Genomic DNA, 22740 nt, shown 5'->3' with positions numbered 1-22740 from the left:
TAGTATCTATGTTGTGTCCGAGACGAGATCAGCCGCCGATACGGCCTACGCGACGGTCAAGGAGCTCATCATTTCGGGGGAACTTCCCGGTGGTGAGCTCGTCAGTGAGGGCGAGATCGCGTCGCGCCTCGAGATCAGTCGCACCCCCGTACGCGAGGCGTTTTTGCGGCTTCAGGTCGAGGGGTGGATGCGCCTCTATCCCAAGCGCGGAGCACTGGTGGTGCCGATCGCGGTAGGGGAAGCCGAGAGCGTCGTCGACGCGCGTCGGCTGGTCGAATCGGGCAGCGTCCGCGCTTTCGTGGACGACGCGACGGCCCGCGCGCGCGTGGTGGAGGCACTGCGGGAGAACCTGCAGCTGCAGGAGGAGTTGGCTGTCGACGGCACCGCCGCGCAATTCAGCGCCGCTGACGCCGACTTTCATCGCATCGTTGTTCGAGCCGGCGGCAACCCGTTGCTCGACGCGTTCTACGACGGACTTCGCGAGCGTCAGCGGCGGATGACCGCAGCCTCGGTGACGCGTGATCCGGGCCAGATCTCTCGCATCGTCAACGACCATCGCCAACTCACCGACCTGATCGAGGCCGGCGACGCAGACGGATTCGAGCGGGCCGTCGAACAACACATGCTCGGGGTGCACGGCCTACGACCGGACAGAGGGGGAGCACGATGAGCGAGACGATCACGAACGATCGAGACATCCAGTTGACTTCGCGACGCTGGCTGCTGGTGGCGTCGGGCATGTTCGCCGTTGCGTGGGGCGGCAACGAATTCACGCCGCTGTTGGTGATGTATCGGCTCGACCACGGCTTCTCGGCGGTGGTGGTCGATACGTTCCTGTTCGCGTACGTCCTGGGCATCATTCCGGCGATGCTGATCTGTGGGCCGCTGTCGGATCGGCTCGGTCGACGCCCGATCATGTTGCCCGCCCCCGCAATTGCCGCAGCCGGGTCCATTCTGATCGCACTCGGGCCCGACAACGCCTACATGCTCTTCGGGGGCCGCGTGCTCAGCGGCATCGCGCTCGGAATCGGTATGGCCGTGGGCGGCAGCTGGGTCAAGGAACTCTCCAGCCGCGATGCCACCGCCAAGACAGGTGCCGGAGCGCGACGCGCCGCGATGTCGCTGACTGCGGGTTTCGCCCTCGGTGCCGGTGTCGCCGGTGTACTCGCGCAGTGGGCCCCCTGGCCGACGCACCTCGCCTACAGCGTGCACGTGCTCATCTGCATCGTCGCCGGTATCGGGATGCTCTCCGTTCCCGAAACACGAACTGCCACAGTGGCATCGAAGAACAAGAAGCTGCTCGACGACCTGAGGATTCCGTCCGCATCGCATCGCCGGTTCCTTTTCGTGGTGCTGCCGTTGGCACCATGGGTGTTCGGTGCCGCGAGCGTCGCCTACGCGGTGCTGCCGTCACTGATGGCCGACGCATTGGCCGACGAGCCCGGTGGCGGCTATCCCGTCGCACTGTCTGCGGCGATGGCGGTGATCGCACTCGGCTCCGGGTTCGCGATCCAGGCCGTCGGGCGTCGGATCGACACACCGGCCAACGCCCGAGGCGCTCTGGTGGCGCTGACTCTGCTGGTGATCGGTATGGCCGTTGCTGCCTGGGCGGCGTCGGTGCTCACCATTGCCGCGGCGTTGATCGCCGCAGCGGTTCTCGGGTGCGGGTACGGCATGGCACTGGTCTCGGGTCTGCAAGAGGTGCAACGCATTGCGGGCCCCGACGACCTCGCCGGCCTCACTGCGGTGTTCTACTCGCTGACGTACCTGGGCTTCGCGGTGCCTGCCGTGTTGTCGGCGCTCACCGAGACCTGGCCCGGCGTGGTCACGTATCCGATCATCTTCGGGTTCGGCGCGGTGATGGCCGGAATCTGCGGCCTGGTGGTGCGATCGAAGACGTCTGCTCACTTGCCGAGCGCGTAGGGGCGGTTCGGCTCTAGGATCAGCGGCATCATGCTGCAGTCCGCTCGCACTGCCCCACCACATCGGGTGCCTCCGACGGTGGCACTCGCGGGTGCGACCGTATGGAACCGACGCGAGTCGTACTGGTTTCTGACCGCTGTCATCGTGCCGGCCGCATGCTGGTCGAGATATCCGACAGCGGTGCCGTACGTCTTCGCGATCGTTCTGCTCGGGGCACTGGTGTTTCGCAGCCGACGGATTGCCTGGTGGGTGTCGATGCTGCGCTGGGGCGTGATTGCGGACGTCGAGACGGTGGACACCGCTCTGCGAGGCGGCCGCAACCTTCGACTCGCGCACGCCACCGGATGGAACGTCCAACGGCGTTGGTACACAGGGGTTGTCACCGAATCCGCGGTGCGGTACCGGGCCGGGGAGGCACGCGGTCACCTGTTCGTTCGGGGGCTGCCGTTCACTACCGGGGTGGTGCTCGCGCACTGGAAGCAGCCGTCGTCTGCCGTGGCCATCAGCGACTTCCCCTGCGATCTGCAACTGGACGGCAAGGGACGCTGGGCGGCGTCGTTCCCGCAAGGCTTCTGGCGACAGGCGTTGGCTACGGTCGCGCTGTACGGATACGCGATTGCTGGGTTGACGGTGTCGCTCGGGTATCGCTGACGCAGCCGGTGCGGTGCAGCGGGTACATCCCTCGCACGACGCGAGCGAACATGAAATACAACTACTCCGGACCGGGGCCGATTTTCGCCGTGCTGGGCGTCATCGTGTTCTGGGTGCTGTTTCAGGTCGTCCCACCCGATGCAAGTGTCGGCCCGTGCGATCGCGTCGCCGATCGCAAAGCTTCGCCCTGTCGGAGTCTTCGCAAACGCGCGCGCATTCGTCGGACGCGCGCATAGTCGTTGACTATTCCGGCCGGTTTTGGCAAACGCGCGCGCGTTTGCGGGAGTTGGGGGAGCCGAGCCCCGCTGGTCCCTGAGTCTTCGGCCGTGAGCTTTGGCAAACGCGCGCGCATTCGTCGGACGCGTGCATAGTTGTTGGCTATTCCGGCCGGTTTTGGCAAACGCGCGCGCGTTTGCGGGAGTTGGGGGAGACAGGCAGCAGGCAGGGAACTACGGCAACGACGGCAGTTGCTTGTCCACAAGCCATGCGTCCCACAGGCTTCGGGGGCAACCGAAGCGGGAGGCCAAGTCGGTGAAGTCTGCCGTTGCGACCGTCGAGTAGCGGTATTTGGAGGTCCATTCCTGGATCAGTCCGAAGAATCGCTCGTCCCCGATTGTCGTTCGCACCGCGTGCAGCGCCAGTGCCCCACGCTTGTAGACGCGGTCGTCGAAGATGCTCTCAGGACCGGGATCGGTGAGCTGCAAATCCATCGCCAGGCCACGCTGAATGGTGTGCGCTCGCTTGGCCTTGTCGTGAGCCGTTGCGCCACCCGAGTTCTCGGCCCAGATCCACTCCGAGTAGCAGGCGAATCCCTCGTGCAGCCAGATGTCGGCCCACTTGCCGAGGGTCAGCGAATTGCCGAACCACTGGTGCGCCAATTCGTGCGCCACGAGACGCTCGTAGTACCGGGAACCGGAACAGTGATTGGCACCGAAGATCGACAGCCCCTGCGCCTCGATCGGAATCTCGAGATCGTCGTCGGTCACCACCACGGTGTACGACGCGAAAGGGTAAGGGCCGTACAGCCGTACGAATGTATCCATCATTTGCGGTTGACGACCGAAGTCGTGATCGAACTGCGCGCGCAGCCGCGGGGGAGTGATGGCCTTCATCGGCACCGGCCCCGGGCTGATGATGCGGTGCTCGTACGGACCGATCTGGATGGTCGCGAGGTAGCTGGCCATCGGCTCGGGCTGCTCGTACACCCAGGTGGTGCGGCTGGCGCGGGTCTGCTTGCGCACCAACGTTCCGTTGGCCACCGCGTAGTACGGCGAATCGGTGGTGATGGTGATGCCGTAGCTGGCCTTGGACACCGGATGGTCGTCGCACGGGAACCACGACGCCGCGCCGTTCGGTTGACTCGCGACGAGCGAGCCCTCGGTGAGCTCTTCCCAGCCGACCTCACCCCACACACCGTTGATGGGCTTCGGAGTTCCGCCGTAGGCGACCGTGACCACCAGTGCTGCACCCGACGCGATGGGCTTGGCGGGCGTGATCTTGAGCTTGCCGCGCTGGTGGCTGAACTTCACCGAACGCGAGCCGTTCACCGACACTTTCGACACGTTCATCGCCGGGCCGAGATCGAGCGCGAACTTCGACACCGTCGCCGTGGTGACCGCCGTGATCTTCGCCTTGCCCGTCAACCGGTTGCTCTCGACCTTGTACTCGAGGTCCAGTTCGTAGCGCGAGACGCGATAGCCGCGGTTGCCGTTCTGGGGAAGGTAGGTGTCGATCGGATTGTCACTGGCATCGACGTCGAACACCGGTGCCACCAGCCTGTCTGGCACGAAAGATCACCCCTCGTTTCGGTCGTCGCGAATTCGCGGAAAGGGATCGCCCTTGGCCCACGGCGCGATCGGGTTGCCCTGCCAACGAGTATGCGCGGGAACCGTATCGCCGCGCATCACCAGAGAGGCAGGCCCCACGGTCGCCCCTTCTCCTATACCCGAAGCCGGCAGCGCTACACAGTGTGGTCCCAGTGTTGCGCCCGCGCCGAGATCGACCGTGTCCATGGACATGATCCGATCATGGAACAGGTGCGTCTGCACAACGCACCCTCGGTTGACGGTCGCACCGTCGGCCAACGTCACCAGATCGGCCTCGGGGAGCCAGTACGTCTCACACCAGACTCCGCGGCCGATGTCTGCGCCGAGCCACCGCAACCACATGTTCAACACGGCGGTGCCCTCGGCTGCGCGTGCGAACCACGGTGCGGCGACAGTCTCGACGAACGTGTCCGCCACCTCGTTGCGCCAGACGAACGAACTCCACAGCGGATGATCGGTCTTGCCGATCCGGCCCACCCACAACCACTTCGCCAACGCCGACACCGCAGCAGCCACGAAACCGGCGACGAGCAGGACGACGCCACTGAGCAGTGCCGCCAACCAGTACCCGACGGCGTCGGCGATGGCGGTGAGCCCGAACAGCACGGCCAGACCGATACCGAAGGTCACGACGACGGGAATCAACCGACACGTCTCGACGAACGACCGGGCGACCTTGAGCTTCCGCGGTGGATCGAACGTGCGCGACGAGTCCGCACTCCCGGCGGCCCGACGCAGCCGAACCGGCGGACTACCGAGCCACGAAGAACCCGACTTCGCCTTGTCCGGCGTGGCGGACAGCACGGCGACCAAGCCGTTCTTCGGGACGGTTCGCCCGGGACCGGTCATACCCGAGTTGCCGAGGAACGCCCGCTTGCCCACTTTGGCGTCACCCAGGTGCATCCAACCGCCGCCGAGTTCGTAACTGGCGACCATGGTGTCGTCCGCCAGGAACGCACCGTCGGCGACGGTGGTGAACTTGGGAATCATCAGCACCGTCGACGCCTCGACGTCCTTGCCGATCTTCGCGCCCAGCAGTCGAAGCCAGTGCGGCGTCAGCAGCGATGCATAGAGCGGGAACAGGAAGGTGCGCGCGGAGTCCATCAGACGTTCGGTGGCCCAGACCTGCCAGCCGATACGGCTGCGCACCGGGTGGTAGCCGCCGACGAGTCCGATGCCGAGCAACCGCACCGCGACGACGGTGATCAGTGCGAACACCGCCAACGAGACCAGCGTCGCGACGGGCAACATCACCAGGCCACGTTCGAAGGCGTCGAACACGGAGTCCGCGGTGTGAATCCACCAGCCCATCAGCACGAGGCTGACGCCGATGGAGAACAGTGCCATGCCGGACAGGAACAGGGACGCGACGCCGTACGCGAACACCCATTTCGTGGCGCGCGGCGGTGTCTCGGCGGGCCACGGATGGTCGGCCTTGCCTACCTTCTGAGCCGGCGAGCCGGACCACATCTGACCGGCCTTCACTCGTCCGACGACGGCCGAGCCTGCCGTGACGACCGCGTTCTTGCCGACCTTGGTGCCGGGCAACAACGTGGAGCGTGCGCCGACGGTGGCACCGGCACCGATTTCGATGCCGCCGATGTAGACGAGATCGCCGTCGATCCAGTGCCCGGACAGGTCGACCTCGGGCTCGATGGAACAGCCGTCGCCGAGTTCGAGCATGCCGGTGACGGGCGGCATCGTGTGCAGGTCGACGCCCTTGCCGATCTTGGCACCGAGCGCACGCGCGTAGTAGACCATCCACGGCGCACCCGAGAGGTTCGAGGCACCGCTGGCGTCGGTCAATCGTGTTGCCGCCCAGAGCCTGATGTGCATGCTGCCGCCGCGTCGATACGCGCCGGGTTTCAAGCCCGCCAACAGGATGCGAGATCCGATCACCGAGATCGCCATGCGGCCGACCGGAGTGATGAACAGGACGAATGCCACGAGCACCCACCACCACGACAGCGTCGGGGCCCAGGGCACGTCGCCGAACCAGGACATGACGTTGAAGAGCAGCCCGAGCCAGGTGACCCACTGCAATCCGGTCAGGGTGGTCAACGGAACCGTTGCCGCGATCTGCGCCCATTGCGCGGTGCGCGACGTCGGGGCGACCGCACGGGGAACGGCCTCGACGACCGGCTTCAAATCATCCAGATACTGCGCCAGTGAACCCAGCCGCGGGTGGTCGTACAGCTGCGCGACGGTGATCTCGGGGAACCGTTCGCGCAGTGCCGTCACCAACTGGGCGGCCGAGAGCGAGCCGCCCCCGTTGGCGAAGAAATCGGCGCTCTCGTCCGAGACCTGCGCACCGAGGATGTTGGTCCACAGTTCGGCCAGCCAGCCCGCCGTCCCACCGAGCGCGGACGCTCCTGCCATGCCGGGTAGGGGCCACGGCAGCGCGTTGCGGTCGACCTTGCCCGAGGTGCGCGTGGGCATCTCGTCGACCAGCGCAAGCCTGGGCACCAATGCCGCGGGCAACTGCTCGGCGAGCAATTCGCGTGCGGCTTCGAGATCGAAATCGGGATTGGTGCTGGCGAGGTATCCGACCAACACCGAGTTTCCGGCCGCCGTCTTGCGGATGGCGGCCGCCGCGCCGCCGACGCCCGGAAGTGCTTGCAGCGCATTGTCTATCTCGCCGAGCTCGATGCGTCGACCGCCGAGCTTGACCTGATCGTCGGCGCGACCCTGGAACAAGAGCCCTTCGAGCTCGAGCTTGACCAGATCGCCGCTGCGATACGCCCGTTCCCACCCGAGAGATGGCATGGGCGCGTACTTCTCGGCATCCTTGGCCGGATCGAGATACCGCGCGAGTCCGACGCCGCCGATGACCAGCTCACCGACTTCTCCGAGCTGCACCGGGGTGCCCGACGCGTCGACCACAGCCAGGTCCCATCCGTCCAACGGCAATCCGATGCGGACGGGCCCTTTCCCGTCCATGATCGCCGCGCAGGCGACGACCGTCGCCTCGGTGGGACCGTACGTGTTCCAGACCTCGCGGCCCTCGACGGCGAGCCGCTCGGCCAGCTCCGGCGGGCAGGCCTCGCCGCCGAAGATGAGCAGCCGCACCGCTTCCAGCGCTACTGCGGGCCATAGCGACGCGAGCGTGGGCACCGTCGAAACGACACTGATGTCGCGGGAGACGAGCCACGGCCCCAGATCGAAACCGGACCGCACCAACGACCGCGGCGCGGGCACCAGACAGGCACCGTGCCGCCACGCCAGCCACATCTCCTCGCAGGAGGCGTCGAATGCCACCGACAGACCGGCGAGCACTCGGTCGCCCGGACCCAGCGGATCCTTCTGCAAAAACATGCGGGCCTCGGCGTCGACGAACGCCGCCGCATTGCGATGACTGACCGCGACGCCCTTCGGAGTGCCCGTCGAACCCGACGTGAAGATGACCCACGCGTCGTCCTCGGGAGTGGGTGGCGTCGGGTCTGTGTCGGGAAGGGTGTCCTGTTTGGGGGCCGTGCCGGCAGCGATTCCGCCCGCCGTGACGATGGCCGTCACCTTCGCCTCGCCGAAGACCAACTCGGCGCGCTCCTCCGGATCGTCCGCGTCCACCGGCACGTATGCGGCGCCGACCTGAAGGATCGACAGGATCGCGACATAGAGAGAGAAGGAACCCGACGGCATGCGGATGCCGACGCGATCGCCGCGCCGGACACCGGCGTTGGCGAGCCACTGCGCGCCCTCGTCGATGTCGTCCAACAACTCCGAGTAACTGACCGACACCGCACCGTCGTCGATCGCGGGGGCGTCGGGAAAGCTGTGGGCGGTCGCGCGCAGAACATCGATAAGTGTCCGCGGTGGAGGGGCGAGAGACGAGCGAAGGTACTGGGCAGGTGCAGCCGGGATCTCGAGACCTGGGGTTGCGGGGTGACCTTCGGATTCGTGCACAGACAACCGGGTGTCCTTCGTGTTCGTGGGGCAGTGGAACGCTTGTGGAACTGCGGCAGGGGAGCCGCAGCGTCGTTGGTTATCTCACGTTCTGTTTGCCGGAAGGTGAACGAGCGCGCCTTCCCGCCGCGGGAATCCTACTGGTGCTGTGGCGCGAGTCCCGGCTTGACAAAACCGCAGTGAGTTTGCGAGTGTCTTCCCCACGGTCACGAGTACCAGCATCAAGCCCCGGCTAGCTGGTCGGCAACCCTCCTCCGCGGTGGGGTGCTCCGGGTGACGACCAGGCTGGCGCCGGAAAACCGGCGCGGCAAGCGCGGACTCGTTCACGAAGCCCTTCGGTTGCGGGTCCCTCGATGGTGAGGGTTCGATCTGTCATGACATCTGTACTTTCCCGCCCCTGTGCTCCTTTTGCCCCTGTTTCGGGCACGGAGTTGCAGGTTCCACTGGTGCAGGGCGGCACCTGCACCTACGCCAACTTCGACTACGCAGCCAGCGCGCCGGCGTTGACGGCGGCGACCGATCGGATTGCCGAACTCCTGCCGTTCTACTCGAGTGTGCATCGCGGTGCCGGCTACGCGTCTCGCGTCTCGACGGCAGCGTATGAGAAGGCGCGGGTGACCGTCGCCGATTTTGTTGGTGCGCAGCCCGATTCGGTGGTGGTGTTCACCCGGAACACCACCGACTCGCTGAACCTGTTGGCCGCATGTGTGCCGGGTGAGACCGTGGTGCTCGACATCGAACACCACGCGAATCTGCTCCCGTGGCGGGATCGACGAGTGGTGGTTGCCGCGTCGACCCTGGCCGAGACCATCGTCCGCCTCGATGCCGAGCTGGCCGCGAAACCTGCTGCGCTGCTGGCGATCACGGGCGCATCGAACGTCACCGGTGAGGTTCTTCCCATCGCCGAACTCGCGGCGCTGGCGCATCGGCACGGCGCACGCATCGTGGTGGACGGTGCCCAGTTGGTTCCGCATCGTCGGGTCGACATCGCCGCGCTCGGCGTGGACTATCTCGCGTTCTCGGGGCACAAGCTGTACGCCCCGTTCGGCGCGGGAGTGCTTGTGGGAAGGCGTGATTGGCTCGACGACGGTGAGCCGCACCTGGCCGGCGGCGGCGCGGTCCGCAGTGTGGGCATCGACCACACCGACTGGGCTCCGGCACCGCAGCGGCACGAAGCGGGCACCCCCAACGTGCTCGGCGTCGCCGCACTCGCCGCGGCGTGTGAGGCCATCGCCGGATTCGACGATGCCGAGCTGCAGCAACACGAGCACGACCTGTCGTCCCGCTTACGCGAGGGACTGGCCGCGCTCGACGGCGTCGAGCAGCTCCAGGTGTGGGACGACGCACCCGACAGCGTCGGCATCGTCACCTTCACCGTGGCCGGGCGCGACCCAGGTGAGGTGGCCGCGTACCTCTCCGCCGAACACGGAATCGGCGTGCGCGATGGAAAGTTCTGCGCACACCAGTTGCTGAGCAGGCTGGGCCACGCGGCCGGTGCGGTTCGAGCCAGCATCGGGCTCGGCAGCTCGTCGGCAGATGTGGACCGACTGGTCGACGCCCTTGCCGCCCTGGTCGAGTGCGGACCGAACTGGCACTACGCGGAGGATGCAGGCTGGTGGAATCCCGTGCCGGACCCGCGACCGTTCCCCGAGCTGGCCGACGGTGCCGCCGGGGTGGGATCCCCGTGCACCCCCGCAGACGGTTAGCATTGCGTCATGACCGTGAGTGTCGCGTGGACGGGCAACCGTCACTGGTCCAACAGGTATGTGGACCTGTGCCGCACGGCGTCCGGGTCGTGTTCGAGTTCGGCTCCGCACCGACCGAATGCGTTCACCGACTTCTAGAACCAGGACCACCACTCATGTCGCACAAGCACACCCGCGTTGCCGTCGAATTCGATGCCGTGTGGACCGAACTCACCGCGGCGCCGGACGCGGCGCCGGTCCGCATCCACGCCTCCGACCTGCGGGAAGCCCAGCAGCACACCGCTCGACTGCGCGCCGAAGCAGTCGAGCGGGGTGAATCCGCAGACAGCACAGCAGTATTCCTCGACCTCGAGGTCCACATTGCCGCAGATGCCAGGACGGCCCGTCGTGAATTCGCCGGACTGGGCGCTCCGACGAGCCCGGCGTCCATCCGCTACGTCGGTACCCCGGCAGGCCTGGCCAGTTTGATCTCCGACGTCACCGCGGCCGATGTCGCCGACGGTGTGACGTTGCAGGTCCACGACGATGTGGCTCGGCAGTCGACGTTCCTGAGCTCCGGGGTGCTGCCGCTACTGGGATCGCGCGGCACGCGGTTCGACATCGATACCGTCGACGAGGTCCTCGGCGCACCGATCGCCCCGACTCTCGCGTCCTGACCCCGCTGGTGAGGCGGGGGTCAGGTGACATCGATCGCCAGGCCCGCGGTGATCCGCAGCAACTCGGTGAACGTCGACCGAAAGATCGTGTTGGTGTGACCGGCCGCCGCCCACACCTCGGCGTAGTCGGCCAGATCCTGGTCGACGAACGTATCCAGATTGGTGGGGTGGCCGACCGGGGCGATGCCACCGATCGGCTGCCCGGTGGCATGCTTCGCCGTGTCGAGAGGCGCGCGCGTCAACGTGCCGTCGAGGCGTTCACCGGTGTGCTCGAGATGAACGTTGTGGGCTCCCGACACCAGGAGCAATACCGGCTCGTCGTCGAGCAGAAACACCATCGACTTCACGATCGCACCCACGTCGACGCCCAGAGCAGCGGCGGCATCGGCGGCAGTGTGCGTGCCCTCGGGGCTGTTGACCACCACCCCGTGATGACCACGAGAGATCAGAGTGTCGGCAACATGGGCTGCATTCGGATGAAGTAGCCGGGACATGAACCAACCCTATTGCCCCGAAGTTCTTCACGCAGAAGTGTCGAGGTCACCGAACAGTCTCAATCGCGCCATGCCGCCGTCGGGGAAGATGTACATGCGGACCTCGGACACCGGGGTGTCGTGGGCGAGGACGAAGCGATGACGGGTGTCGGGCTGAAGCGTCGTGCGCGGCAACAGCTCGATCCACTCGCCGTCGTCGAGCCGGCCCCGTAGCGACGCCGCGCCTGGTGCGTTTCCGAGGAAGCACGTCGTGTCGAGCTCGGCCAGACGGATATATCCGGTACCGGCCAGTTGCACCTGAACCCAGTCGTTCGCGTCGTTGCGTCGACGCGAGGTCTCCCAACCCTCACCCATCGACCGCGGGGGTCCGGGGAAGAGCAGGTTGTTGGGCGAGCTGTAGAACATGTTGGAGCACGCCGAGACGTACGCGCCGTTCTCGAGGGCGGCCAGGTCGACCGGGCCGGCGGCGAGGAACTTGGGATCGGGCATGCCGCGACCGAGTACACGCAACCGTGCCACTCCGCCGTCGGGGAAGATGGACAGCTTCACGTGGGTCCACCGTGCATCGGACGCGACCTTGAATCTGTTCTCGCTGTCACCGTCGACCGGACTACGGTCGACGATGGTGGTCCACTCGGTCTGGGTGCGCAGCTCCGCCGGCGACGGAAACCCGTCGACCTCGGCAGCCTCGATCGAGATTTCCGGCGGGTAGTTGCCGGTGAACCACGAGGTGTCGACGACGATCGCCGATACGACCCCGGGAGCCCCCAGTCGCACGATGGCCTCGTCGTAGCCGGCCTCGCGCCGGCGTCGCGTCTCCCACCCGTCGTAGATCTGACCCTTGTGGCCGAACGTCGCCGTGGAGTAGTCGGCCTTGCCCGGAGTGATCAGATTTTCCTTCTCTGCGAACGTTTCGTCGTTTGCCCACACGACTGCGCCTCCGAGCGTGCGGACGGCGAGATCGGGCAGTGGCAGAGGGAATGTGGACGTCATGGAATCACACTTTACTGGTCTCACGCGGGCTCACCGGGTTGTGTGCAGACGGGCGGCGCAGGGCCGCCGCGCCCATCAGCAGTGCGCCGACCGCGATGTAGAGCACGAGTCCGAGCGCCGGCTGCCCCAGCCCGCTGCCGGAGAAGTAGACGATGCTGCGCACCCCCTCGGTGCCGATGCCCGGGGTGATCCAGCGACCGATCGACGCATAGAGCGAGGGCAATACGTCCGCCCCGAAAGCTCCTCCTGCACTGGGGTTTCCGAGTATCACGAACAGCACTATCGCAGCGGGCACGGCAGCGACGCCGATCAGGGCGCGCAGGCCCATGGTGAACAGTCCCGTGGCGAACACCACCCCGGTGCCCAGCAGGGTGAGCGGAAACCAATGGCCGGCAAAGGTTTCCAGAACATGAGTGGTGAGGAAGGCTCCGAGCGCTCCCGATACGACCGCGTACGCCGCGAGAATGCCGACGTGGACGCAGGTTTCGCGGCGCGAGGTCGGTGCGCCGATGAGCAATCCGAATGCAGCGGCCAGCAGGTATCCGCCGACGACCCAACCGACCGAGAGATAGAACCCGGACAGTCCTCGGTTGTCGTGCACCCCGACCGGTATCTCGTCGCGGACCACGAATTGACGGCCCTGAGCGGTCTCGACCTCGGTGAAGATCGACTGCAACGCGGTGGCAACGGAACTACCCGCGGCGCTCGCGGTGATGAGGGTGTCCGTTCCGCTGGAGCCGACGACGTACGCGCCGAGAATGTCCCGATCGCGGAGCAGTGAGCGGACCTCGGCCGTATCGGCCGCGGTGCGCGTGTCGAGCGGACTGCCGTCGAGGGAGTCGAGTCGATCGGCGGTCTGCTGGGCCAGCCCCTCGGGGAGACCGGCTTCGGCCACCACCGCGATCGGGATCGCGTGCGGCGTCGGCTGATGGAACGCCGAGACGTAGCTGAGGATGAAGCCGAGTTGCAGTACCAGCACCGCGGCGGCGAGCAGTGACATCTTGCGCATGGGTGACTCCTGAATCTTGTCGATACCCGAGGTATTCAATACTCTAGGTATCGTGAATGCCGACGAGCAAGAAAAGTGGGGGTCGACACATGCGCAACGGAGACCTCAACGCACCGACGTACGGGACCGACTCCTCGCCGCGGCCGCCGACGAGTTCACCGAACGTGGTTATGCAGCAGCCAAACTCGCCGACATCGCGCACCGCGCCGGGTTCACCAAAGGGGCCGTCTACTCCAATTTCGAGTCCAAGCAAGCACTGTTCGCCGAGCTGCTCGCCCGGAGGTCCCTCGATCTCGCGGCCCGCGTGCTGGCCCACGTTTCCGATCTGGACTCTCGGGCGGCGGCCGGGGCCGGCGGCGGCGAAATCGCGTCCTGGGTGGTGGCCGAACCTCGCTGGCCGCTGTTGACCGTCGAATTCGGCATCCTGGCCGGGCGGGACCCGGCCGTCGCCGAGCGTTACCGCACCGACCGCCGAGCACTTCGAGGTGAGCTCGAGCGGCTCATCGCCGAACGGGCGGGGCAGTGGGGCGTGGGCGAGAACTTCGATGCCCGACGCCTCGCGACGTCACTGGCAGCCTTGATCTCCGGATTGGCCGTCGAACATTCGGTGGATCCGGAAGAGATCGACGAGGAAGTCATTGCCGACGCGGTGTCCGAACTGTTCGCTGGAGCGATAGCCAGGACACATCTCGATTGAGGGATGGCCGACCGGGTACTCCGAACTCATGACTGCTCAGAATCCCGAACCCGATGAGACTGCCGGCCTCGAAGCAGGCGGTAGCGTGACGCCGGGCGACACTCCTCCAGCCGAGACAGCAGTCGGTGGACCGAATCACGAACCGCCGCAGCGAGGCCGAGCGATGCCGATCATCGTCATCTCCATCGTGGCATTGCTGGCGATTCTGATCGCCGGTGGATTGATCGGTCGGGCAGTCGGCCTGTTCGGCTGACCTCGGACCGAGCGGAAACACTCAGTACGGCGGCCAACCACCCTCGGGGCCGAGTAGACGATCCAAACGACCGTGATTGATCTTCGCCAGCTCGGCACGCATGACCGTGCGCTCGGTCCGGTCGTCGTTGTCGAGTCGGTGGCCCAGATCGACCAGGATGTCGCGCGGCTCGAACCCCTCGGGGGCGAACAGTCGACTCGATACGTACGCGTAGCCGAATCGCCCTTCGTACGCCCTCGCGGCCGTCCCCAATGCGCCGCGAGTGTCCCTGTCCATCGCTGCACACACCTTGCTCGGCTCCGGCAGCGTCGCGGCCACCGAGTCCACGACGCTGTCCGAGAGTTCGGCCAATTGCGAGTCTGCAGCGGCGAAAAGGTCTGTGCGCGAGGAATAGCGTCGGCCGTCCGCCACCCGTGACGCCCACGCCACCGAGCAGCAACACTCGTACAGCGCGTGCACCGCTTTGCGACGCGGCAGATCGTTGAACGTCTCCAGGCCGAGTCCCTGATGCATCAGCATGAGTCGATGATGGGCACGATCGGGCACGAGCACCAGAGCTGAGCAGGTACTTAGCGCAGACGTTACGCGCCGTAACATGCGGTGCGGGATTGCGCGAAGCTCCCGCTAGGCTCGCAGGCATGACCGAACGAACCTGGAACGCGTTCTCCGTTGAGATCGCGGACCACATCGCACACGTGACACTTCTCGGGCCCAACAAGGGCAATGCCATGGGCCCGGACTTCTGGAGCGAGAGCCCCGAGCTGTTCGCTCGGCTCGACGCCGATCCCGAGGTTCGCGCGGTCGTGCTCGCGGGCTCGGGCCGAAACTTCACCTACGGACTCGACCTCGCCGCGATGGCGGGCACGTTCGGTCCGCTCATGGCGGACAAGGCACTCGCCGGTCCGCGAACGTCGTTCCACGACACCATCAAGACCATGCAGAAGGCGATCAACGCGGTTGCGGATTGCCGCAAACCCGTCGTAGCGGCGATTCAGGGCTGGTGCATCGGCGGTGGCGTCGACCTCATCACCGCCGCGGACGTGCGCTACGCGAGCGCCGACGCGAAGTTCAGCGTGCGCGAGGTGCGGGTCGCGATCGTGGCCGACATGGGATCTCTGGCCCGACTGCCTGCCATCATCGGGGACGGCCACATGCGTGAGCTCGCGCTGACGGGCAAGGACATCGACGCCGCCCGCGCCGAGAAGATCGGACTGGTCAACGACGTCTTCGAGGACCACGACGCCACCCTGGCCGCTGCTCGCGAATGCGCCGCCGCCATCGCCGCCAATCCGCCCCTGGTGGTGCAGGGAATCAAGACGGTGCTGGACCATTCCCGATCTTCGAGCGTCGACGATTCGCTGCGCTATGTCGCGGCCTGGAACGCCGCCTTCCTCGCCTCGCACGACCTCACAGAGGCGATCACCGCCGTATTCGAGAAGCGTCCGGCTCAGTTCTCCGGTAGCTGACGTGGTCGAGTTCGCCGAGGAACTGGGCACACAGCTGGTTCGACTGCAGCGCTTGCGCGAGCGAAACATCGCGGCCATCTCGTCGTCGGGCGGCGTGGACGGTGCCGCGTACGTGTGCTTGTTCCGGCTGCTGCGGGACGGACCGATGCGGTCGAGTGAACTTGCCGCCATGGTGAATTCCGATCCGTCGACGGTGAGCAGGCAGGTGGCTCAGCTGGTCGAACGAGGACACGTCGAGCGCAGACCCGACACACGAGACGGTCGCGCGTTCGTCCTTGCCGTGACTGCGTCGGGTCAGGAAGCGGCGGCCGCGATCCAGCAACGTCGAACCGACAATCTCGGACGAGTCATCGAGGCGTGGCCGCGAGAGGACCGGGCTTCGCTGATCGCGCTGCTCGATCGGTTCTTGACCGATTACGAAACGATCAGGCCGGACCTGCCCGAGCGGCGCGGCGGTAACGTCTGATGCGCGAGTGAGCGATCGCACAATCTGACAAGCTGGACGACCGGCCGCGCCATCCGGCCCGCATGCTCGCCCGAAAGCCAGGACGGAGGGAATGCCGTGCCAGTCGATCGCGATCGAACCTCGCACACGTGGGTGAACGGACCGCGAACCGGCTCGGTGCGGCTCGAACGCCGCGTCGCCCTCGGAATCGCCGCCTTCGTACCCTCGTTCGGTCTGATCGGGGCCGTCGCGATGTTCTCGGCAGACGGACCCGAAGGCGCGATCGCCAAGATCGCCTGTCTACTGGTGCTGATATCCACCGTCCCGGTGGGAGCGTGGTGGTTTCGTCGTGCGGCGGACTCGTCGCACATGCCCGGGTGGTTCGTCGTGTACGCCGATGTGGGCGTTGCAGCGATGCTGCTCACTTTCGCCGGACGCGACCTCGCTCTGAACGGGGCGATTCTGTTCACGGTGATCGGGATCTACATCGTCTACTTCTCCAGAAGGCGAGTGCTCGAATTCCACATACTGTTCGTCAACGCGGTGGTCGTCGTACTGGCAGCGCTGTTGTTCGCCGCGGACACGCACGATGTGGCGTCGACCGTCACCAGGACCCTGGCCACTCTCCTGGTGGTCAACTCGGTGCTCGCGTTCCGAGCGGTGATTCAGCGCCAACTCGATCTCGCCAACACCGATTCCCTGACCGGCCTGCTCAACAGGCGCGGCTTGGAGTTGCGGCTACAACGCATGATGAACTCGCTGGACGCGGAACACTCGGTCGCGCTCATGGTTCTCGATCTCGACCAGTTCAAACGAGTCAACGACACCTACGGCCATGCGGTCGGGGACCGCGTGCTGCGCCGCACCGCGCGCAGGCTGACATCGGTGACGGGTGCCCGCCCGTGCGTCGCGCGCACCGGCGGTGAGGAGTTCACGATCGCGCTACCGGTCGGCGATGCCGCCGTGCACCGGATTGCCGAAGAGATCCTCGACTCCATTCACGACCCGGACGACGACGTACCGGTGACGGTGAGCGTCGGTGTCGCGCTGTTGGACGGCAGTCGGTGGTTCACCGCCGCCGAATCCGGAAACGGCGGCAACCTGGTGCACAACGTGCTGCTCGAAGCCGACACAGCGATGTACGAGTCGAAGCACGCGGGCGGAAACAGAGCAACGGTGTACACCGGCATGTGATTGCCGGCGTACACCGTTGGTCGTTCGGGGAGGACGAGCTACTGCGTCAGCGCAGAGCGCTCTTGGGGTCGTTCCACAGCTGATCGGTGAAATCCTCCAACGCGACCAGGACGATGGTGTCCTCGGTGCGGCGCAGGATCGACTTGCTGGCACGCACCTGCACGATATCGCCGGTCTTGTCGGTCATCCGCCACAGAGAATCTGCGCGGGTGGCCACCGTCGTGAGGAACATGTCTGCGACGTTGACGCCCTCGGGTGCCCGGTCGGGAAAGATGTCGTGCAGATGGAAGTCCTCACGCTCGGTGCGGTCGAGACCGAACAGATCGTCGAAGGCCTCGTTCGCGAACACGATGGCACCGGACGGATCGACAGCGAGGATCGGCACCGGAATCCGGTCGAGGACGACCGTCACCGGCAGATCGGGAAACTGCGTCGGATCCGAGATCGGTCGCGAATCGAGATTGCGCCGATCACCGTTGGAAGTGCTGTCGGTCATACGTCTCCCCAAACTATGTTTCGTCGGCGCTCGGCCGAGACGAGGTGTGTGATGCCGAAACGATCAGTGACCCGGATTGTCCGCCAAGCGCTTGAATGATGCAGCGATTTCGGCCTCTGCCTCTGCGCGCCCCACCCAGTCTGCCCCGGTGACGTGCTTGTTGGGTTCGAGATCCTTGTAATGAACGAAGAAATGCTTGATCGCGTCGAGCTCGAAGGTCGAGACGTCGCTCAGATCCTGGATGTGATCCCAGCGCGTGTCGCCCGCCGGAACGCACAGCACCTTGTCGTCGCCGCCTGCCTCGTCGACCATCTTGAACATCGCCACGGGTCGAGCCTCGACGATGACGCCGGGGAACACCGACTCGGGCAGCAGAACCAGTGCGTCGAGCGGATCGCCGTCCTCACCGAGGGTGTTCTCGATGAAGCCGTAATCGGCGGGATACGCCATCGCTGTGTAGAGGTAGCGGTCGAGGCGAACACGTCCGGTGACGTGGTCGACCTCGTACTTGTTGCGCTGCCCCTTGGGGATCTCGATGGTGACGTCGAACGGCACGTGCAGTCCTCACTGTCCTCGTCGAGCCGGACCGGCTCGACTCATTGCGAATGTGTCGATGGTGGCGGCGCAAGGCTACCGGACCCGAGGATACTGTTGACTGAACGACGATGGGTACGACCACGGCAGATACGGAGTAACAGTGGCGGGGCTGACACGGCGGTTCCTCGGCCCCACAGCGAGCCGACGGCGCAGGAAGAAGCGGGTGATCCTGACACTGTGCGCTCTGTTCGTGGTGATCCTCGCAGTCACGACGGCCGCGCTCGTGCTGCCGTCGGTGTCCGACGGTGCCGAGACCGCGATCGAGCCCCCGCCCGAGACGGTGCTGCCCGACCCGTCGATCACCCCCTTTCCGGAATCGGCACCGATGCCGAGCTCGGCGGGTCTGGCAGCCGCATTGGCCCAGGTGGTCGACGATCCCGACCTCGGCTCGTTCACCGGAACCGTCGCCGACGCGCAGACCGGCCAGGTGATCTGGTCCAAGAATCCCGATGCGCCGATGACGCCCGCATCGACCACCAAGCTGCTCACCGCGGCCGCGGCAATGCTCGCGCTCCCGGCGGATCACCGCGTCACCACCCGGGTGGTCCAGGGCAACACCGAGGGCGACATCGTGCTGATCGCGGGCGGCGACCCCACACTCACTGCGCTGCCGGTCGGAACCGACGGGTTCTACCCAGGAGCGGCGCGCATCGACGACCTGGTCGAGCAGATTCGCCGCAGCGGAACGGTGGTGCGCAGCATCGGCGTCGACACCTCGCTCTATTCCGGTGACACGATGGCGCAGGGCTGGTTTCCCGCCGATATCGCTGCCGGTTCCATCACCCCGATCGAACCGATCATGCTCGACGGCGGGAGGTCCGACCCACTCGTCGACGAGTCTCCGCGCAGCACCACCCCGGCACTCGACGCAGGCCGTGCACTGGCCGCAGGACTGGGCGTCGACCCGGCAGCGGTGACGCCGGGCACGGCGGCCGAAGGGGCCGATCAGCTTGCCTCCGTCGAATCTGCACCCCTGCGAAATCGCTTGCAGCAGATGGTCTATCGCTCCGACAACGTCCTCGCCGAGGCCATCGGACGCGAACTCTCGCTCGAGATGAACACGGCCGCGAGCTTTTCCGGTGCCGTGGCGTCGATCGGGCAGACCCTGTACTCCGCTGGCTTCGACATGGCGGGCCTGACGCTGTACGACGCCAGCGGACTGTCGGTGGACGGCAGGATTCCGGCCAGACTGCTCGATCAGGTCCTGACGTCCGCGGCCGGAAACGAGCAGCCGACGCTGCGCGCGATGCTCGACTATCTACCCGTTGCCGGTGCCACCGGAACGCTGTCGGATCGGTACGCCTCCGGGAACCGGACCGGAGCGGGCTGGGTGCGGGCGAAAACCGGAACCCTCTCTGCAGCAAGTGCTCTGGCCGGATATGTCGTCGACATCGACGGCCGAGTCCTGACCTTCGCGCTGATGTCGAACGACCGACCGCCCGGCGTCAGTCGCCCCGCCCTCGATGCCGTGGCATCGACCCTGAGATTGTGTGGATGCCAGTGAAGTCAGCAGCGGCGAGTGCCGACGAGAACGAGGACACCTCCGGTTTCGCCGGTGCGGTCGACTGGTCCGTGGCCGCCAGAACCGGAGCCAAGCTGGTCCGCCCGGGTCCGGCCACCTCGCGCTACACCGCCGAGGCGGCCGTGGAAGAGCTTGCCGCCGCATCGATTCGGGCCGAGGGGCCGGTTCGCGAGACCACCGGTCTGGCCGACGGACTCCCCGTGCCCGACGCCCACGTGGTCGATCGGGCAGGCTGGATCGCCGCGGCCGCGTCGTCGATGAAGCACCTGACCGGAGACGACGACGGCACGCCGCCGTCGGGTCTGCTCGGCGGGAAACCGGCCGGACTGCAGGCAGGGGCGATGCTGGCATTTCTGTCCAGTGCCATTCTCGGACAGTACGACCCGTTCACCGGCGAGAACGGCACGCTGCTTCTGGTCGCGCCCAACGTGATTGCCGTCGAGCGGGCGCTTCGTGTCTCGCCGAGTGACTTTCGGCTGTGGGTGTGCCTGCACGAGGTGACGCACCGAGTGCAGTTCTCCTCCGCGCCGTGGCTCGGCGGCTACATGCGCGAGAACGTGGGCGTGCTCTCCGACGGCACGGACGAGCCACTCTCCGATGTTGCGAACCGCCTCAGCGGCGCGCTCAAGGCCCGCAAGAATCCGAGCGGGTCGTCCAAGTCCGAGGACGCGGGCATCGTCGGACTGCTGCGCGCCACCCAGCCGCAGCCGCAGCGCGACGCCATCGACCGGCTGCTGGTGCTGGGCACGTTGCTCGAGGGCCACGCCGACCACGTGATGGACGCCGTCGGACCGGCCGTCGTGCCGACCGTGGCGCAGATTCGCGGCGCGTTCGATCAGCGCCGTCAGCGCAAGGTCAACCCGCTCCAGCGTGTGATCCGAGCGCTGCTCGGGATGGACGCGAAGATGGCGCAGTACGTGCGCGGGAAGGCCTTCGTCGACCACGTCGTCGCCGCAGTGGGAATGGAACGCTTCAACACCGTGTGGACCGGCCCCGACACGCTGCCACTGCTGTCGGAAATCGAGGACCCGGACGCCTGGATCGCGCGAGTTCTGGGCTAGTGCCGAGACTGTTGCCCGAAGGAGTGGAGCCTGCGGAACGACCAAGACTGCCGGAAGGCCCGGCGCTGCTGGAGATCAGGCAGGCGGTGCGTGGGTGGCTCGCTGCCCATCCCGGGCCGGTGGCTGTTGCGCTGTCCGGTGGAGCGGATTCGTTGGCCTTGACGGCCGCGACCGTGGCCGAGGCTCGGGACGTGCAGGCGTTGATCGTCGATCACGGTCTGCAGGCCGGCTCGGCCGAGGTCGCCGCAACTGCCGCCGAGCGGGCCCGCGATCTCGGCGTGGGTGATGCGCAGGTGCTGAACGTGCACGTCACCGGTTCGGGTGGGATGGAAGCAGCCGCTCGCCGGGCGAGGTACGACGCGCTGAACCTGGCCCGCGGCGACGCGTCGGTGCTGGTGGCGCACACCCTCGACGATCAGGCCGAGACCGTCCTGCTCGGGTTGGGCCGCGGATCGGGACCGCGATCGATAGCGGGCATGGCGGCATTCGATGCACCGTGGGGTCGACCGCTGCTCGGAGTGAGGCGCAGTGTGACCAGGGCTGCCTGCGTCGAGCTGGGGATCGAGCCGTTCGAGGACCCGCACAACACCGACACCGATTTCACTCGCGTGCGGTTGCGTTACGAGGTGCTGCCCCTGTTGGAGGATGTGCTCGGCGGTGGCGTCGCCGCTGCACTGGCCAGGACGGCCGAACAGCTGCGCGAGGACGGCCGGGTGCTCGACGCGATGGCCGAATCCGTCGTCGGGGTAGGTGCACCGGAACTGGAGGTGTCCGCGATCGACTCGCTCGACTCCGCGATTCGACGGCGAGTGCTGCGCCGATGGTTGCTCGGCCGGGGTGTGACGTCGCTGACCGACCGGCAGCTCCGAGCCGTCGATGCCCTCGTCGGACGGTGGACGGGTCAGGGCGGAGTCGCGCTGCCAGGCGGAACGCCCGACGCCAGGTTGGTGTGCTCGCGTCGGCATGGCAGGCTGAGCGTCGGCCTGGAGAACGAATGAAGGGAAACCCCGTGTACGAGGGCGACATCGAATCGGTTCTCATTTCCGAGGAACAGATCAAAGCGCGCACTGCGGAACTCGCAGAAGAGATCGCCCAGCGCTACCCCGAAGGGGCACCGGAAGGTGACCTGCTCCTGGTCGGCGTCCTCAAGGGCGCGATCATGTTCATGACCGACTTCGCCCGGGCACTGCCCATCCCGGCGCAGCTCGAGTTCATGGCGGTCAGCTCGTACGGTTCGTCCACCTCGTCCTCGGGCGTGGTCCGGATCCTCAAGGACCTCGACCGCGACATCACCGGACGCCACGTGCTGATCGTCGAGGACATCATCGACTCCGGTCTGACGCTGAGCTGGCTCAAGCGCAACCTCGCGACTCGGTCACCTGCCTCGTTGTCGGTGGTGACGTTGCTGCGCAAGCCCGACGCCATCAAGGTCGACGTTGAGGTCGCCAACGTGGGCTTCGACATCCCCAACGAATTCGTCGTCGGCTACGGCCTCGACTACAACGAGCGCTACCGGGATCTTCCCTACATCGGTCTGCTGGACCCCAAGGTCTACAGCTGAGCTGGGAAGTTCGGTTCACCTGCTTCACCCGCTTCGCGTGAATGGACCATTGCCGCGCCGAGACGCGTGCAATGGTCCATCGATGGGGATAGTGTGCGGCGATATACGGGGAACTGCTGGGGGAGTGCGGTCGTTGGAGGGGAAGAAGCGTCGACGCCGACAGGTGCGTGGACGCACAGCGCCAGGTAAGAGCGAGTCCTATGTCCTGGTCTCGCGGTAGCCTGGAGCATCCGGCGGGCAGGGAGCAGCCAGCGCGCGGGAGCGGACTGAAAGGACACGGCCGACTC

23 protein-coding genes and 1 riboswitch are annotated in these 22740 nt (G+C 66.4%); of the genes, 15 read left to right on the top strand and 8 right to left on the bottom strand.

All coding sequences use genetic code 11. The features are described from left to right. Nucleotides 1-13: 13 nt before the first annotated feature. Genes MTX34_RS05400 through MTX34_RS05390 form a run of 3 tightly spaced genes read left to right on the top strand, consistent with a single transcriptional unit; the run spans nt 14 to nt 2574 of the window. Nucleotides 14-670 (top strand): GntR family transcriptional regulator, encoded by a 657-nt coding sequence (locus MTX34_RS05400; protein WP_243608701.1) that lies wholly within the window; start codon nt 14-16, stop codon nt 668-670. Continuing rightward, complete coding sequence (locus tag MTX34_RS05395) at nt 667-1923, top strand: MFS transporter (RefSeq protein WP_243608700.1); 1257 nt, start codon at nt 667-669, stop codon at nt 1921-1923. The genes MTX34_RS05400 and MTX34_RS05395 overlap by 4 nt, the downstream gene beginning before the upstream one ends. A 30-nt stretch (nt 1924-1953) precedes the next feature. After that, nucleotides 1954-2574, top strand: coding sequence for a hypothetical protein (locus tag MTX34_RS05390; RefSeq protein ID WP_243608699.1), 621 nt, complete (start codon nt 1954-1956; stop codon nt 2572-2574). Nucleotides 2575-3023: 449 nt separating this feature from the next. Here the strand turns inward: MTX34_RS05390 and MTX34_RS05385 are convergent, their stop codons facing one another. Beyond that, nucleotides 3024-4361, bottom strand: a complete 1338-nt coding sequence (locus MTX34_RS05385; protein ID WP_243608698.1) for a M1 family metallopeptidase — start codon at nt 4359-4361, stop codon at nt 3024-3026. 6 nt (nt 4362-4367) lie between these two features. Further along, nucleotides 4368-8261: a Pls/PosA family non-ribosomal peptide synthetase gene (locus tag MTX34_RS05380; RefSeq protein ID WP_374638896.1), complete on the bottom strand. Its 3894-nt coding sequence runs from the start codon at nt 8259-8261 to the stop codon at nt 4368-4370. A 246-nt stretch (nt 8262-8507) separates the two neighbouring features. Beyond that, nucleotides 8508-8623: riboswitch (SAM riboswitch) on the top strand. Between the two features lie 54 nt (nt 8624-8677). Between MTX34_RS05380 and MTX34_RS05375 the strand changes: the two genes are divergently transcribed. From MTX34_RS05375 to MTX34_RS05370, 3 genes are read left to right on the top strand one after another with little or no spacing between them, the layout of a single operon-like run. After that, a complete protein-coding gene (locus MTX34_RS05375) occupies nt 8678-10009 on the top strand; it encodes an aminotransferase class V-fold PLP-dependent enzyme (protein ID WP_243608697.1) in 1332 nt (443 codons plus the stop codon). Nucleotides 10010-10018: 9 nt separating this feature from the next. Next, a complete protein-coding gene (locus MTX34_RS25665) occupies nt 10019-10147 on the top strand; it encodes a hypothetical protein (RefSeq protein ID WP_279392855.1) in 129 nt (42 codons plus the stop codon). A gap of 17 nt (nt 10148-10164) precedes the next feature. Beyond that, complete coding sequence (locus MTX34_RS05370; protein WP_243608696.1) at nt 10165-10665, top strand: hypothetical protein; 501 nt, start codon at nt 10165-10167, stop codon at nt 10663-10665. 20 nt (nt 10666-10685) lie between these two features. Here MTX34_RS05370 and MTX34_RS05365 read toward each other — a convergent pair whose 3' ends face one another. The 3 genes from MTX34_RS05365 to MTX34_RS05355 are packed head-to-tail and all read right to left on the bottom strand — an operon-like array spanning nt 10686 to nt 13161. Continuing rightward, nucleotides 10686-11159 (bottom strand): YbaK/EbsC family protein, encoded by a 474-nt coding sequence (locus MTX34_RS05365; protein ID WP_243608695.1) that lies wholly within the window; start codon nt 11157-11159, stop codon nt 10686-10688. A 27-nt stretch (nt 11160-11186) separates the two neighbouring features. Further along, on the bottom strand, nt 11187-12152 hold the full coding sequence (gene alc / locus MTX34_RS05360; protein WP_243608694.1) for an allantoicase: 966 nt from the start codon (nt 12150-12152) through the stop codon (nt 11187-11189). 4 nt (nt 12153-12156) lie between these two features. Continuing rightward, on the bottom strand, nt 12157-13161 hold the full coding sequence (locus tag MTX34_RS05355) for a hypothetical protein (protein WP_243608693.1): 1005 nt from the start codon (nt 13159-13161) through the stop codon (nt 12157-12159). A gap of 52 nt (nt 13162-13213) precedes the next feature. On the opposite strand from MTX34_RS05355, the gene MTX34_RS05350 reads away from it, so the two are divergent. Beyond that, nucleotides 13214-13858 carry a TetR/AcrR family transcriptional regulator gene (locus tag MTX34_RS05350; RefSeq protein ID WP_243608692.1) on the top strand — a complete coding sequence of 215 codons (645 nt, stop codon included), beginning with the start codon at nt 13214-13216 and terminating at the stop codon, nt 13856-13858. Between the two features lie 28 nt (nt 13859-13886). Then, entirely contained in the window at nt 13887-14111 is a 225-nt protein-coding gene (locus MTX34_RS05345) for a DUF6480 family protein (RefSeq protein ID WP_243608691.1), read from the top strand. A 21-nt stretch (nt 14112-14132) separates the two neighbouring features. Here MTX34_RS05345 and MTX34_RS05340 read toward each other — a convergent pair whose 3' ends face one another. Continuing rightward, nucleotides 14133-14630, bottom strand: a complete 498-nt coding sequence (locus tag MTX34_RS05340; RefSeq protein WP_243608690.1) for a 2-oxo-4-hydroxy-4-carboxy-5-ureidoimidazoline decarboxylase — start codon at nt 14628-14630, stop codon at nt 14133-14135. Nucleotides 14631-14749: 119 nt separating this feature from the next. Between MTX34_RS05340 and MTX34_RS05335 the strand changes: the two genes are divergently transcribed. The 3 genes from MTX34_RS05335 to MTX34_RS05325 all read left to right on the top strand — a co-directional run bounded on the left by MTX34_RS05335 (nt 14750) and on the right by MTX34_RS05325 (nt 17216). Beyond that, complete coding sequence (locus MTX34_RS05335) at nt 14750-15577, top strand: crotonase/enoyl-CoA hydratase family protein (protein ID WP_243594675.1); 828 nt, start codon at nt 14750-14752, stop codon at nt 15575-15577. A gap of 1 nt (nt 15578) precedes the next feature. Next, nucleotides 15579-16043 carry a MarR family transcriptional regulator gene (locus MTX34_RS05330; protein ID WP_243608689.1) on the top strand — a complete coding sequence of 155 codons (465 nt, stop codon included), beginning with the start codon at nt 15579-15581 and terminating at the stop codon, nt 16041-16043. Nucleotides 16044-16139: 96 nt separating this feature from the next. After that, the gene (locus tag MTX34_RS05325; RefSeq protein ID WP_243608688.1) at nt 16140-17216 is read left to right on the top strand and encodes a diguanylate cyclase; all 1077 of its coding nucleotides are present in this window, start codon (nt 16140-16142) and stop codon (nt 17214-17216) included. A gap of 46 nt (nt 17217-17262) precedes the next feature. Here the strand turns inward: MTX34_RS05325 and MTX34_RS05320 are convergent, their stop codons facing one another. Further along, nucleotides 17263-17712 (bottom strand): PAS domain-containing protein, encoded by a 450-nt coding sequence (locus tag MTX34_RS05320; RefSeq protein ID WP_243594672.1) that lies wholly within the window; start codon nt 17710-17712, stop codon nt 17263-17265. Nucleotides 17713-17775: 63 nt separating this feature from the next. Next, a complete protein-coding gene (locus MTX34_RS05315) occupies nt 17776-18267 on the bottom strand; it encodes an inorganic diphosphatase (protein ID WP_068053642.1) in 492 nt (163 codons plus the stop codon). A gap of 142 nt (nt 18268-18409) precedes the next feature. Here MTX34_RS05315 and dacB point away from each other — a divergent pair, with 142 nt between their 5' ends. Genes dacB through hpt form a run of 4 tightly spaced genes read left to right on the top strand, consistent with a single transcriptional unit; the run spans nt 18410 to nt 22453 of the window. Beyond that, nucleotides 18410-19813, top strand: a complete 1404-nt coding sequence (gene dacB, locus MTX34_RS05310; RefSeq protein ID WP_243608687.1) for a D-alanyl-D-alanine carboxypeptidase/D-alanyl-D-alanine-endopeptidase — start codon at nt 18410-18412, stop codon at nt 19811-19813. Further along, nucleotides 19804-20892: a zinc-dependent metalloprotease gene (locus tag MTX34_RS05305; RefSeq protein WP_243608686.1), complete on the top strand. Its 1089-nt coding sequence runs from the start codon at nt 19804-19806 to the stop codon at nt 20890-20892. The genes dacB and MTX34_RS05305 overlap by 10 nt, the downstream gene beginning before the upstream one ends. A gap of 23 nt (nt 20893-20915) precedes the next feature. Continuing rightward, a complete protein-coding gene (gene tilS, locus MTX34_RS05300; protein WP_243608685.1) occupies nt 20916-21890 on the top strand; it encodes a tRNA lysidine(34) synthetase TilS in 975 nt (324 codons plus the stop codon). Nucleotides 21891-21901: 11 nt separating this feature from the next. Beyond that, nucleotides 21902-22453, top strand: a complete 552-nt coding sequence (hpt, locus tag MTX34_RS05295) for a hypoxanthine phosphoribosyltransferase (RefSeq protein ID WP_094641392.1) — start codon at nt 21902-21904, stop codon at nt 22451-22453. Nucleotides 22454-22740 lie beyond the last annotated feature (287 nt).

It is taken from the genome of Rhodococcus sp. ARC_M5, from assembly GCF_022810405.1.
Taxonomy (GTDB): Bacteria; Actinomycetota; Actinomycetes; order Mycobacteriales; family Mycobacteriaceae; genus Rhodococcoides; species Rhodococcoides navarretei.
Note: the sequence above shows the minus strand (reverse complement) of the source record. Positions and strands in the feature narration are given on the sequence as shown.

Bases quoted from the DNA above. Each gene is read 5' to 3' on its own strand.
- MTX34_RS05395 (WP_243608700.1), top strand. From the start codon at position 667: ATGAGCGAGACGATCACGAACGATCGAGACATCCAGTTGACTTCGCGA.
- MTX34_RS05390 (WP_243608699.1), top strand. From the start codon at position 1,954: ATGCTGCAGTCCGCTCGCACTGCCCCACCACATCGGGTGCCTCCGACG.
- MTX34_RS05375 (WP_243608697.1), top strand. From the start codon at position 8,678: ATGACATCTGTACTTTCCCGCCCCTGTGCTCCTTTTGCCCCTGTTTCG.
- MTX34_RS25665 (WP_279392855.1), top strand. From the start codon at position 10,019: ATGACCGTGAGTGTCGCGTGGACGGGCAACCGTCACTGGTCCAACAGG.
- MTX34_RS05370 (WP_243608696.1), top strand. From the start codon at position 10,165: ATGTCGCACAAGCACACCCGCGTTGCCGTCGAATTCGATGCCGTGTGG.
- MTX34_RS05365 (WP_243608695.1), bottom strand. From the start codon at position 11,159: ATGTCCCGGCTACTTCATCCGAATGCAGCCCATGTTGCCGACACTCTG.
- alc (WP_243608694.1), bottom strand. From the start codon at position 12,152: ATGACGTCCACATTCCCTCTGCCACTGCCCGATCTCGCCGTCCGCACG.
- MTX34_RS05355 (WP_243608693.1), bottom strand. From the start codon at position 13,161: ATGCGCAAGATGTCACTGCTCGCCGCCGCGGTGCTGGTACTGCAACTC.
- MTX34_RS05345 (WP_243608691.1), top strand. From the start codon at position 13,887: ATGACTGCTCAGAATCCCGAACCCGATGAGACTGCCGGCCTCGAAGCA.
- MTX34_RS05340 (WP_243608690.1), bottom strand. From the start codon at position 14,630: ATGCTGATGCATCAGGGACTCGGCCTGGAGACGTTCAACGATCTGCCG.
- MTX34_RS05335 (WP_243594675.1), top strand. From the start codon at position 14,750: ATGACCGAACGAACCTGGAACGCGTTCTCCGTTGAGATCGCGGACCAC.
- MTX34_RS05320 (WP_243594672.1), bottom strand. From the start codon at position 17,712: ATGACCGACAGCACTTCCAACGGTGATCGGCGCAATCTCGATTCGCGA.
- MTX34_RS05305 (WP_243608686.1), top strand. From the start codon at position 19,804: ATGCCAGTGAAGTCAGCAGCGGCGAGTGCCGACGAGAACGAGGACACC.